The 12,414-nt window shown below is 66.5% G+C and carries 7 protein-coding genes; 5 read left to right on the forward strand and 2 right to left on the reverse strand.

Annotated elements, in window-relative coordinates; all coding sequences use genetic code 11:
* Positions 1–625 precede the first annotated feature (625 nt).
* Together ABE483_RS16680 and ABE483_RS16685 are read right to left on the reverse strand one after the other, a co-directional pair.
* Complete coding sequence (locus ABE483_RS16680) at positions 626–3,385, reverse strand: TonB-dependent receptor (protein WP_313217511.1); 2,760 nt, start codon at positions 3,383–3,385, stop codon at positions 626–628.
* A gap of 266 nt (positions 3,386–3,651) precedes the next feature.
* Positions 3,652–5,718 carry a glycoside hydrolase family 97 protein gene (locus ABE483_RS16685; RefSeq protein WP_346482071.1) on the reverse strand — a complete coding sequence of 689 codons (2,067 nt, stop codon included), beginning with the start codon at positions 5,716–5,718 and terminating at the stop codon, positions 3,652–3,654.
* A 233-nt stretch (positions 5,719–5,951) separates the two neighbouring features.
* Between ABE483_RS16685 and ABE483_RS16690 the strand changes: the two genes are divergently transcribed.
* The 5 genes from ABE483_RS16690 to ABE483_RS16710 all read left to right on the forward strand — a co-directional run bounded on the left by ABE483_RS16690 (position 5,952) and on the right by ABE483_RS16710 (position 12,411).
* Positions 5,952–8,153 (forward strand): Six-hairpin glycosidase-like protein, encoded by a 2,202-nt coding sequence (locus ABE483_RS16690; protein WP_346482072.1) that lies wholly within the window; start codon positions 5,952–5,954, stop codon positions 8,151–8,153.
* Positions 8,150–9,637 (forward strand): MFS transporter, encoded by a 1,488-nt coding sequence (locus ABE483_RS16695; protein ID WP_346482073.1) that lies wholly within the window; start codon positions 8,150–8,152, stop codon positions 9,635–9,637. The genes ABE483_RS16690 and ABE483_RS16695 overlap by 4 nt, the downstream gene beginning before the upstream one ends.
* Positions 9,637–11,358, forward strand: a complete 1,722-nt coding sequence (locus ABE483_RS16700) for an alpha-amylase family glycosyl hydrolase (RefSeq protein WP_346482074.1) — start codon at positions 9,637–9,639, stop codon at positions 11,356–11,358. Before ABE483_RS16695 ends, ABE483_RS16700 begins: the two co-directional genes overlap by 1 nt.
* A gap of 91 nt (positions 11,359–11,449) precedes the next feature.
* Positions 11,450–11,947, forward strand: coding sequence for a GNAT family N-acetyltransferase (locus ABE483_RS16705; protein ID WP_346463896.1), 498 nt, complete (start codon positions 11,450–11,452; stop codon positions 11,945–11,947).
* Positions 11,948–12,018: 71 nt separating this feature from the next.
* The gene (locus ABE483_RS16710) at positions 12,019–12,411 is read left to right on the forward strand and encodes an SseB family protein (RefSeq protein ID WP_346463897.1); all 393 of its coding nucleotides are present in this window, start codon (positions 12,019–12,021) and stop codon (positions 12,409–12,411) included.
* Positions 12,412–12,414: the final 3 nt, after the last annotated feature.

A 12,414-nucleotide genomic window follows, 5' to 3' on the forward strand; every position in this document is an offset into this window, starting at 1 on the left:
GGCGGGACCCGCCGCAAGTACGTCCGTGTATGCTCATGTCGCGCCATCCATGGCGCTCATGGTCCCGCCAACCCACCCGTGCCCGCCCTTTGACAATGGGCTGGTGCGCAAGGGAAAAGCGACGCTAGCAGCTGAAGCATGCGCAATGGTTGGATCGGCCAGCGCGGTCGAGATGATCGGGTTGATCGGTCTGGTCGGTGGGAGCGGAACAGTCCGGGCGGTCAGGGAAATCGGGGCGTTCGACGTGGTCGGCACGGTCAAAAGTGTCGAGGCGGCGGAACTGCTCGAGCTGGCCCTAACCGCAGATACCGCGTTCGATCCTCCGCCGCGTCGCGTCGCGTTGCGTTGCTTCGCTTCGCTTCGCTTCGCACTGCACTGCCATGGCAACCAACCACCTGTCGAAGGGCGGGGGTGTGTGGGTTGGCGGGACCGTTGTGCCGCAGGGATGCGGCTCACGAGCCCCCATGGATGGGTTTACGGCGCGTCCCGCGAACCCACACACCCCCGACCAGGCCACGGACAGTCGGCACTAACGCTTTTGAGGGGGCGGGGTAAACCAACAAAAAACCCGCTGCACAAGCAGCGGGTTTTCGATGTCACCACTAAGTCGCTGACAAGCGCAAAATCAGAACTTGTAGTTCACACCCAGCATGTACGTGCGGCCCCACTCCACGTACTCCAGCGGTCGATCCTTTGTGCCAGCGTAGGTGCGATACGGCTCGTTGGTCAGATTGCTTCCCTGCAGCAACAGCGTCAGCCCATGCAGACTGCTGCTGTCCGCGAAGGTGTAGCTGACCTGCGCATCCGTCACGTTCTCACCGACCACATACCGCAGCGTCCGGTTGCCGTTGAAGTTGCCGATCTCACCGATGAAATCCGAACGGCGGCGTTGGCTCACGCGGGCCTCGAACCCACTGCGCTCGTAGTACGCCGTGAAGTTGTACACGCGCTCGGACAGGCCGGGCAGGCTGATCGGATCGCTGCCCACGCTGGACGCGCTTTCCGGATCCAGGATCTTGATGTCGCTGTCGTTGAACGTCGCACTGGCCTGCACGCCGAAGCCACGCAAGGTCTCGGTCAGCATCTCCAGCGGGAACGAGGCGGTCAGCTCCAGGCCCTTGAGCTTGCCACCCTGGCCGTTCTGCGGGGCCGAGAAGGTGCCGGTCGGCAGCACCGGCACGATCATGCCCGGCGGCGGTACGTAGCTGGCCAGCAGATCGCTGAAGTCGTAGTCATCGCGCGACTGCGTGTAGACGTAGGACTTGAGATCCTTGAAGAACACCGCAGCCGCCACATACGCCTTTTCACCGAAGTACTTTTCGTAGGACAGATCGATCGCATTGGCGCGCCACGGATCCAGCAGCGGGTTGCCGCCGCTGCCGCCGGGCTTGCCGGTGGCGGTGTCCACGCCGAACTCCAGGCCGGCGCGCATCTGGTCCACGCGCGGGCGTGCCACCTGCTTGGCCACGGCGAAACGCAGCGTCTGCTGGTGCGGGAACATGAAGGCCAGGTTCAAGCTCGGCAGCCAATCGGTGTAGGTCTTGCCGTCATCGATCGGCAGGATGTTCTGGCCGTCCGGACGCGAGCGGTCGAAGTAGTTGGACTGCGAGCTCTGGTCGGTGCGCACCATCTGCACGCCGATGTTGCCGCGCAGGCCCACCTCGCCCAGGTCGGTGTTGATGTTGGCGCGGATCCAGGCGGTGCTGGTCTTTTCCTGCACCGTCCAGGCCTTGGGAATCAGGTAGTCCAGGTTGGTGACCGGGTTGAAGACCATGTAGCGGTCCACCGCGGCCGGGACGTTCCAGGCGGGGATGTAGCCGATGCCGGCGAAGCCCAGGTTGACCGGTGCGTACTGCAGGTCACCGGCGATGTTGGCATCGCCCTGGTCGCCGAGCAGGATGTTGCCCTCGGCCTGGGTCTTGTCCTTGCGGCGGTCGGCGTAGTTCACGCCCACGTCCACATCGGAGAACCACGGCAGCGAATCGGGCATCGCAAAGGTGGCCTGCAGGCGGGCGCCCTTCAGGCGGTCTTCGACCATCGGCACCTTGCCGTAGCCGGAGCCGTAGATGGTGTTGGTCAGGAACAGCGCGTCCGGGTTGGAATAGTCCAGCCCCGGGCTGATCTGCGAGAACCCGTCCGGCTTGACCACCACCCCGACCGAATCCAGCTGCGGCATCGGCGTGAGCTGCAGGTTGTTTTCCAGGTTCAGTTCGTTGCGCGTGGCCTTGGAGTAGTTCACATCGGCGACAACCTTGACCCGCTCGAAGTTGAACTCGTTGTTCCAGCCGAACGCGTCGATCTTGTCCTTGCGCTTGTTGTACATGCCGCGCACCAGCGGATACACGCCGGTCGCCACGCCGCCGGCGAAGGTGCCATCGGCGTTGATCTGCGGGTTGGTGATCAGCAGGCCCGGGGTATAGCCGCCGTTGTAGTTGCTGAGATTGACCTCGAACTGGTTGGCAGTATCGATCTGCTCGGCTTCGGTGTGGAACGCATCCAGGGTGCTGGTCCACACGTTCGACGGGCGGAACTGGACGGTGGCCATCACGCCGTCGCGCTCGTTGTTACCGGTGCGGCGCAGCGCCTTGATGCCGTCGGAGAACACCGTGCCCGGGGCCAGGCCGGGGCGATTGCCCTGGTCGGTCTGCTCGGTGGTCCACGGTTCGTACAGCCCGACCTGGTTCTCCTGGATGGGCATGTCGCTGTGCGCGTAGCCGATCGAGATGCCCAAGGTGTTGTCGAGGAACTGGTCGATGTAGCTGGCGCTGAAACGGTTGCCGTACGGATCGACATTGGCGGCCTTGCCCAGCGAGCTCTTCTGGTAGCGGCCGCTGATCGCGATCACGCGCTCGGCGAAGCTCAGCGGGCGCACGGTCTGCATGTCGATGGTGCCCGACAGGCCCTGGCCGACCAGGGCGGCGTCCGGGGTCTTGTACACGGTCACGCCGTTGACCAGCTCCGAGGGGTACTGATCGAACTCGACGCTGCGGTTGTCACCGGTGCTGACCACTTCGCGTCCATTGAGCAGCGTGGTGGCAAAGTCGGGCGACAGGCCGCGCACGCTGATCACCTGGGCACGCCCGGCCACCCGCTGGGCGGCCAGACCGGGCAGGCGGCCCAGCGATTCGGCGATGCTCACGTCGGGCAGCTTGCCGATGTCCTCGGCCGAAATCGCTTCGACCACCGAGGTCGCGTCCTGCTTGATCGCGATCGCGTTCTCGATGCCGCGGCGGATGCCGGTGACCTGGACGGTGTCCAGATTGGTCGCCGCGGTGCCGGTCCGTGCAGTGGTGGTACTGGGTTCGGCGGTCTGCGCCGACGCCATCAACGGCGTCAGGGCGACGGCCAGCGCGAGACTCAGCGCGCTGCGCTTGCGGTTCAACATTTTCCCCTCCCAGGCAATGTTGCCAATCGATTTTTTGGTTGCCCGGAGGACCCGGGAGCGTCATGGCGCGGTGGCCGTTGACTGCGTGGCTATGGTAGGCAGCGCATCGGCTGTGGGAATCACCCTGCATACGTATTCAATGACGTTTGCAGCGTTGGAAGCGATTACAGGTGCGTTATTGCAGCCGCACCGGCGTACACGCGCCCGGTAGGCGCCGACCGTCGGTCGGCACGCCGCATCCACGCACGCGGCGCTGGCTGAGCGACTTACAACGGGGTAAAGCGGATCGCCTGGCCGCCGCCCGGTGCAAGCACCAGCGTCAGCGCATCGGCGCTGGTGACCTCGCGCGTTTCGCGCACGAAGGCGAAGGGATTGCGGCGGAAATCCGCGCCGTCGCCATCGCGGTAGATCTCCGCGCGGTAGCGCACACCCGGCGCCAGGAAGCCCAGCGAGACCGGGAGCACGCGGCCGTGTTCATCGGTGATGCTGCCCAGGAACCAGTCGCGGCTGTGGCGGTCCTTGCGCACGATGGTGACGTAGTCGCCCACCTCGCCGTTGAGCACGCGGCTGTCGTCCCAGTCCACCGCGACGTCCTCGATGAAGCGGAAGGCTTCGCGGTGCTGCTCGTAGTGCTCGGGCAGGTCGGCCGCCATCTGGATTGGGCTGTAGATCGTCACGTACAGCGCGAGCTGCCGGGCCAGCGTGCTGGGGATCGCCTGACCGCCGCGGCCCTTCAGACTCAGGATGCCGGGGGTGTAATCCATTGGCCCGGACAGCATCCGGGTGAACACCAGGTTGACCTCGTGCTCGGGCGGGTTCGGCGGTTGGCCCCAGGCGTTGTACTCCATGCCACGCGCGCCTTCGCGGGTGATCCAGTTCGGGTAGGTGCGGCGCAGGCCGGTGTCCTTGATCGGCTCGTGCGGATTCACCGCGATATGCCGCTTGGCTGCTTCCTGCACCACCTTGAGGTGATGGCGGGCCATGAACTGGCCGTCGTGCCACTCGCGCCACAGCGGCCCACCGGCCGGGTTGCGACGGTCGACCTGGCCGTCATCGCAGACATAGCCGCTCTTGAATGCATCCACGCCCAGCCGCGCATACAGATCCAACGCCGCGCCCAGCTGATCTTCGTAGTGTTCGATCGCGCAGCCGGTTTCATGGTGGCCGATCAGGTGTACGCCCTTCTTCGCGCCGTAAGCCGACAGTGCCTCGATATCGAAGTCCGCGGTGGGCCGGGTGAAATCGAAGGCATAACCATTGCCGACCCATTCACCGTTCCAGCCGGGATTCCAGCCTTCCACCAGTACGCCACGGAAGCCATGCCGGGCGGCGAAGTCGATCACGCGTCGGGTCTTGGCGGTGGTCGCGGCGTGCCGCGGGCCGGTGGCCCAGCTCTCCTCATCCAGATGCATCGACCACCACACGCCCAGGTACTTGGAAGGCTTTACCCAGCTGACGTCGCCCAGCACATTGGGTTCGTTGAGGTTGAGGATCAGGCTGGATTCGACCAGCCCGCCGGCGGTGTCGCTGATCTGCAGCGTGCGCCAGGGGGTGTCGAAGGGCAGGTTCCGCCGCACTTTCCAGCCCTCGGCCGAGGGCGACAGCTGCGCGCGCAGGCGTTGGCCGTCGGTGCGGCGCAGCCACATGCCGGCGTAGTCCACCAGCGCGGCTTCGTGGATGGCGACATGCAGGCCATCGCGGCTGCGCAGCGTCATCGGCGTATGTGCCAGCGGCACCTGATCCAGCGGCGTGCGCTGGTAGAGATATTCGTAGTGAATCGGCTCACCGGCCGGAATCCACCAGGCGGTGGAGGTCGGCGCGATCGCGAACTCGGTCAGCTCATCGTCGATGATCGCCTCGCGCATGCCCGGCTGCTCGGGGAAGTGGTAGCGAAAGCCGAGGCCGTCGTCATAGACCCGGAACACCACATCGATGCGGCGCTTGGCGCCGCTGCGTTCGGCCAGCTGCACGACGACTTCGTTGAAGTGATTGCGGGTCAGCCGGCGCTCGCCCCAGGGCTGTTCCCAGGTTTCATCGACGCTGCGCGACTGCTGGCCCACCACGGCGAGATCCCGGTCCAGGCGGCCATCGCGCAGCTGGAAGCCGAGCTTGGAGCTGTCCACCACGGCCTCGCCGAAACGTTCAACCCGATAGCTGGGGTTGCCGCCGTCCAGTTGCAGCGACACGCGCAGGACCTTGCCGGGCGACTCGACGTTGGCGACAGTGACCGGTTCCGCCGAGACGGTGGCGCTGAATGCGCAGAGGATCCAGCCGAGCAGGGGCCGGCGACAACGTGCGAAAGGCCCGTTTGTTGGATGCGACAGTGACGGCATTTCCCCTCCCAAGGCGGCCGAAAACACCCCCGGACTATAGCGATGCGGTCACGATTGCCGACCGCCCTGGCCATGAATACGTATGCAGCTCGATGCAGGCTGCGGCGTGCCGTCTACCATGGGCCCAAGGCACCCTGGGAGGGGGCCGCGAGCGCATTGCCGCGAGGCGGTGCGGACCTACAACGCGAGCAAAGGGGAGGGAGGCAACAGGCGCGAGCCGGTTCGCCACTTCGATGCTGAAGATGATCTGCCTGACCGTTGCCCTCGGGGCAGCGATGGGGTCCACCGCACGTGCGGCCGACCTGGACTTCGATGGCCGCCATGCGCGTGCCGAGACCGCCGCTGAAGGTGGCTACCGTCTGCACGCACCGCAGGGCGAGGTGCGCGTCAACGCGCAGCCGATGCGCAGCGAGACCGGCAGTGTGCTGTTCGATGCGCTGTTCGGGCTGGCCCAGCAGGAGATGGATGCCGACCGCGTGGATGCGATCCGCGACCCGGCCTTCAATCACGGTAAGCCCGTGGACTGCGAATGCTTCCAGACCGGCGAGCGCTGGCCCTATGTGTGGACCCGCGATGTGAGCTTCGCCGCCGATCTGGCGCTGTCGCGTCTGGATCCCGTACGCACGCGCCAGTCGCTGCGGTTCAAGCTGTCCACCGCACGCGATGGGCATACGCCCGGTCTGTTCGTGGCGCAGGACACCGGCTCCGGTGGCAGCTGGCCGATCAGCAGCGACCGCGTGGTGTGGTTCCTGGCCGCACGTGGGCTGCTGGATGACGCGGCCTTTGCCGAGCAGGTCTGGCAGGCACTGCAGGCCACCCTGGCACAGGATCGCGAGGCGGTGTTCGAGGCGCGGATCGGCCTGTATCGCGGCGAGACTTCGTTCCTGGATTGGCGCGAGCAGACCTATCCGGACTGGACCCGCGAGGATGTGCGCTTCATCGGCGAGTCCTTCGCGCTCTCCACCAACGTGCTGCATTACCAGGCGCTGCGACTGGCCGAGCAGCTGGCACGCCAGCGCGGCGACGCGCGCGCCACCACGTATGGCGAATGGGCCGATGCGCTGGCCCGCCAGATCGACGCACGCTTCTGGCGCGAGGAGGCTGGCCAGTACATGAGCTACATCGGCGAGGCGGCCCACCCGGTGCCGTACGCCAAGTACGACCTGCTCGCGCTCTCGCTGGGCGTGCTGGCCGATGTGTTTCCGGCCGATCGCGCACGCCGCGCGCTGGCGAATTACCCGGCCGTGGCCGGTGGCAGCCCGGTGGTCTGGCCGCAGGAAGCGCAGCAGCCGATCTACCACAACCGCGGCATCTGGCCCTTCGTCAGCGCGTACTCGCTGCGGGCAGCGCGCCGGTTGGACGATGCCCCGCGCATTGCCATGGAGATCGAATCGCTGATGCGCGGCACCGCGCTGGCCGGTTCCAACATGGAGAACTACGAGATGCGCACGCTGGCCGTGCATGTCGATGAAGGCGCCCTCAGCGGCCCGGTAGTCAATTCGCCGCGGCAGCTGTGGTCGGTGGCCGGGTACCTCTCGATGGTGCTGGAAGGGGTGTTCGGCGTGGAAGACGATGGCCGCATCGCGCCGAAGCTGCCGGTGTCGCTGGTGCCGACGCTGTTCGGTGCGCATGACCGCATCCGCCTGGACGATGGCAAACAGCGGTATGTACTGGTGCGACCGAAGCAGCTTGCCGGCGAGCTGCTGGTGGCGGGTGATATCCAGCGCGACGGCAGCACCACCACAGTGCAGCTGGTGCCGTTGCATGCGACGGGGGCGACGCCATCACCGGCCATCCTGCGTCCCTCGGCGGTGTTCGCCCCGGCCACCCCGGCCACCCCGGTGCCGCGCGAAACGACGGCGGGCTGGCAGATCACGGTGCCTGCCGGGCACGTGCTGTGGCGCGACGGCCAGACGCTGGCGCCCACACGGGGTGTCGCCACGATTGCCCGGGACGGTGCCAGTCACTGCCTGAGCCTGACCCGCCGGGAGGGCGCGCTGGAATCGCTGCACAGCCCGATGACCTGCATCGGCCCGCAGCAGGTGCTGGCCGGCGACACGCACTGGCAGTGGATCGCACCGACCGCCGGCCGCTGGCGTGCACGCCTGCGCTACGACAACCCCAACGGCCCGATCAACACCGGCGTGACTGCAGCGGTGAAGACGCTGGTGCTGCAATGCGAGGGTCAACCGGAGCAGCGCCGCCCCATCGTGATGCCGCACAGCGTGGGCGAACAGGGCTCCACGGCGGTTGAATTCGAGCTGCCGGCACGCGCCTGCCGCGTCACGTTGGACGAGGGCTTCAACATGAGTGCGTTGACCCACTTCGCGCAGTACAACGGCGGCAAGGGCGGCAGTGAGGGCGTGCTCAATCAGGCCCGCGTGTCCGCGCTGACCCTGATGCCGGTCGCAGCCTCGCCGGAGCCGCGCCCATGAGCCGTTCGCCCAAACCGACGCTGTCGTTCTGGCAGATCTGGAACATGTGCTTCGGCTTCCTCGGCATCCAGTTCGGCTTTGCCCTGCAGAACGCCAATGCCAGCCGCATCTTCGAGACCCTTGGCGCCCCGATGGATGCGGTGCCTGGGCTGTGGATCGCCGCGCCGCTGACCGGCCTGCTGGTGCAGCCGGTGATCGGCTACCTGTCCGACCGCACCTGGACGCGCTGGGGCCGCCGCCGCCCGTTCTTCATGATAGGTGCGGTACTGACCACGCTGGCTCTGCTGGTGATGCCGAATTCGCCGACGTTGTGGATTGCGGCCGGCACGCTGTGGGTGCTGGATGCCTCGATCAACGTATCGATGGAGCCGTTCCGCGCGTTCGTCGGGGATCAGCTGGCCCCCCGGCAACGGCCGACCGGCTTTGCGATGCAGAGCTTCTTCATCGGCATCGGTGCGATCGTCGCCAGCTTCCTGCCTTTCATCCTGGCCCACCTCGGCGTGGCCAACACGGCGGCCGCAGGGCAGGTGCCCGATACCGTGCGCTACGCGTTCTACTTCGGGGCGGCGGTGCTGCTCGCGGCGATCACCTGGACCGTGGTCAGCACCCGGGAATACTCGCCGGCCGAGCTGGCCAGCTTCGATGATGCCGAGCCGTCCGCCGTGCACCAGAGTGCACGTGTGGCTGGACCGCCGCCGCGGGCACAGATCGGCGGCTGGGTGGCGGTGGGCATCGTGCTGGCCGCCGCCATCGCGGCGCGGCAGGGTGACCGCATGCTGTATGTGCTGGCTGGCCTGTGCATCGCCTATGGCGTGCTGCTGGGTGTGGCGCGCTGCGTGCCGGGGGCGAACATGCTGGCCACCATCGTCGACGACCTGCGTGCGATGCCGCGCACCATGCGTCGCCTGGCCTGGGTGCAGTTCTTCTCGTGGTTCGCGCTGTTCGCGATGTGGATCTACGCCACCGCCGCCGTCGCCGGCACCCATTTTGGTTCCACCGATACCGGCTCTGCCGCCTACAACGAGGGCGCCAACTGGGTCGGCGTACTGTTCGGTGCCTACAACGGCTTCGCGGCATTGGCCGCGCTGCTGATCCCGCTGATGGTGCGCTCACTGGGGCTGCGCTGGAGCCACCTGGTCAACCTGTGGCTGGGCGGGCTGGGGTTGATCTCGATGCTGTTCATCCGTGATCCGCACTGGCTGCTGCTGTCGATGGTCGGCGTCGGTTTCGCCTGGGCGTCGATCCTCTCGTTGCCGTATGCACTGCTGTCCGACAGCGTGCCGGCGGCCAAGATGGGCATCTACATGGGCCTGTTCAATTTCTTCATCGTGATCCCGCAGCTGGTCGCGGCCAGTGCGCTTGGCTTCCTGCTGCGCACCTGGCTGGGCGGCGATCCGATGCACGTGCTCGCACTCGGGGGTGGCAGCCTGCTGCTGGCCGGTCTATGCGTGCTGTATGTGCCATCCCAACAGGAGGTTGTCTGATGCCCCGGTATTCGTCGTTGTCGCTGGCCCTGTCATTCGCGCTGTCCGCCAGCCCCGCCCTGGCCATCGAACGCCCGGACTATGTCGGCACGCGCGAGCCGTTCGCCAGCCAGGCGGTCTACTTCGTGGTCACCGACCGCTTCGTCAATGGCGATCCGTCCAACGACCACCGCGACCAGGGCGGGGCGCATCCCACCTTCGATATCCCGGTGCCCTGCCCGGACAAGGTCGATGGCAACATCGGCTACCTCGGCGGCGACTTCAAGGGCGTGCTCGACAATGCCGCGTACATCCGCAAACTGGGCTTCGGCGCAGTGTGGATCACCCCGATCATCGACAACCCGGACCAGGCCTTCACTGGCAGCAAGCCGATCAGCTGCACCAGCACGCTGACCGACCGTGGCAAGACCGGCTACCACGGCTACTGGGGCGTCAACTTCTACACGCTCGACGAGCATCTGCCGAGCAAGGACCTGGACTTTGCCGCGTTCACCCGCGGCCTGCATGCCGCCGACCTGAAGGTAGTGCTGGATATCGTCGGCAACCATGGCTCGCCCGCGTGGACGATGCCGGTGGCGCAGCCGCAGTTCGGGCAGATCTTCGACAAGGACGGCCGCTTGATCGCCGACCATCAGAACCTCCCGCCGCAGCAGCTGGACCCGCTCCATAACCCGCTGCATGCGTTCTACAACAACATTGGCCCGGTCGACGGCAAGGACGGCTCGATCTTCGACGGCAACCTGGCCGAGCTGTCCGACTTCAACGAGCACAACCCGGCGGTGATGGACTATCTGGTCGGCGCTTACCTGCAGTGGACCGCGCAGGGCGTGGATGCGCTGCGCATCGACACCATCGGCTGGCTGCCACACCCGTGGTGGCATGCCTTCGTCAACCGCATCCGGGCCGAGCATCCCGGCATGTTCATGTTCGGCGAAGCGTTCGACTACGACGCCAGCAAGATCGCCGAGCACACCTGGCCGGCCAACGCGAACGTCAGCGTGCTCGACTTCCCGCTGCGCGGCGCCCTGTCGTCCGTGTTCGGCAGGGAGCAGAAAGGCTTTGAGACCCTGGCCGAGCCGCTTCACCTGCTGGATGGGCCGTACGCCAATCCGTATGAGCTGATGAGTTTCTACGACAACCACGACATGGCCCGGCTGGATGCCAGCGATGCAGGGTTCATCGACGCCCACAACTGGTTGTTCACCGCGCGCGGCATTCCGGTGATCTATTACGGCTCGGAAACCGGCTTCATGCGCAGCCGTGCCGAGCATGCCGGCAACCGCGCCTACTTCGGCCAGCAGCGCGTCAACAACGCGCCGAACAGCCCGATCTATGCGCGGCTGCAGCGCATCGCCAAGCTGCGTGAGGCCACACCCGCACTGCAGCGTGGTCTGCAGGTCAACGAGCGGCTGCAGGGCGATGAAGCGGTGTTCTTCCGCGTGCTGCAGCAGGGCGATACCGCACAGACCGCCCTGGTCCTGCTCAACAAGGGCGACACCGCCCGCACCGTCGAGGTGCGCCGCTATCTGCAGGCCGGGACCTGGCGCGACGCGCTGGGTGGCGCCAGCCAGACGGTCACCGGCGCACTGAAGGCCGAGGTGCCTGCGCATGGCGTGCGCGTGTTCGTGCTGGATGCGCAGGTCGACCAGACAGCGCTACAGCAACAGTTGAAGGCGGCGATGGAGGACCAGCAGGCCCGCACGAAACGCCTGGCGAAGTAGCCGGGGAATGCCCGGTCTGCCGTTCGCGGTGGGCCGGGCACTACAATCGGGCTCGCGATCGCGCACTGCGGTCCTTCCGAGTACGCTTTCCATGTCACGCCTGTCCCTGCGCCCCGCAACGCCCGACGACGCCGAACGCCTGTTCCATCTGATGCAGTTCTACTACTTCGAGGCGTCGGCCTGGAGCGGAGAAGAAGTACGCTCCGACGGCCTGTTCGACTGTGATCGGAGCGATGTCGAGGCCTCCCTGCGCAACGCCCCGCAGTGGGCGCGGTTGTTGTTCGTCGACGAGGCGCTCGCCGGCTTCGTGCTGGTGGACCGGGTGGAACGGGACGGCCACCACTATCCTGAACTGGCCGACCTCTTCGTGCTGCCCAAGTACCGGCGGCAAGGGTTGGCCGCGTATGTGGTCAACGCACTGGTGCGTCCCGGCGAGGGGCAATGGCTGCTCGCAGTGTTCCGCGGCGACGTGGCTGCGCATGCCCACTGGCTGCGGACCCTGCCGCGTCTTGGTCTGCCCCACGTCGCGCTGGCCGACGATGACCCGCGGTTCCATCTCTACCTGATCGGCGATCCGGCCAGCCTGTAGTGCCGGCCGCTGGCCGGCTCCCGACACGCCCGGCGGTACACTAGCGGCCCCCACCCACACCCCCGCATTCCATGAACGACGCTGCGCCCCAGACCCCGATCGAAACGCTGCTCAAGACCGCGATGGACGGTCAGCTGCCGATCGGCCTGTTCATGAAGGCCTTCGTCGCCTCCGAGGTGGTGTTGCTCACCGGCAGCCTGGTGACGCCGGATGGCAGCGGTTTCGATCCGCTGCTGTTCGACAAGCAGGGCGTGCTGCACGTGTCCGTGTTCACCGATATGAGCCGCGTCGGTTTCCACAGTCAGCAGGCCCCGCATACCATCCGCATGCTGATGCTGGAGGTGCTCAAGCGCGTCCCCGGCGGCTACGGCGTGGTGATCAATCCGGGCACCTCGCTGGGCTTTGAAATCTCGCCGTCCGGCGTCGGCGAAATCCTCAAGGACTTCGCTGACGCCCCGCGCTGACGC

Origin of the sequence: Stenotrophomonas sp. TWI602, assembly GCF_039674045.1 — a bacterium.
GTDB lineage: Bacteria > Pseudomonadota > Gammaproteobacteria > Xanthomonadales > Xanthomonadaceae > Stenotrophomonas.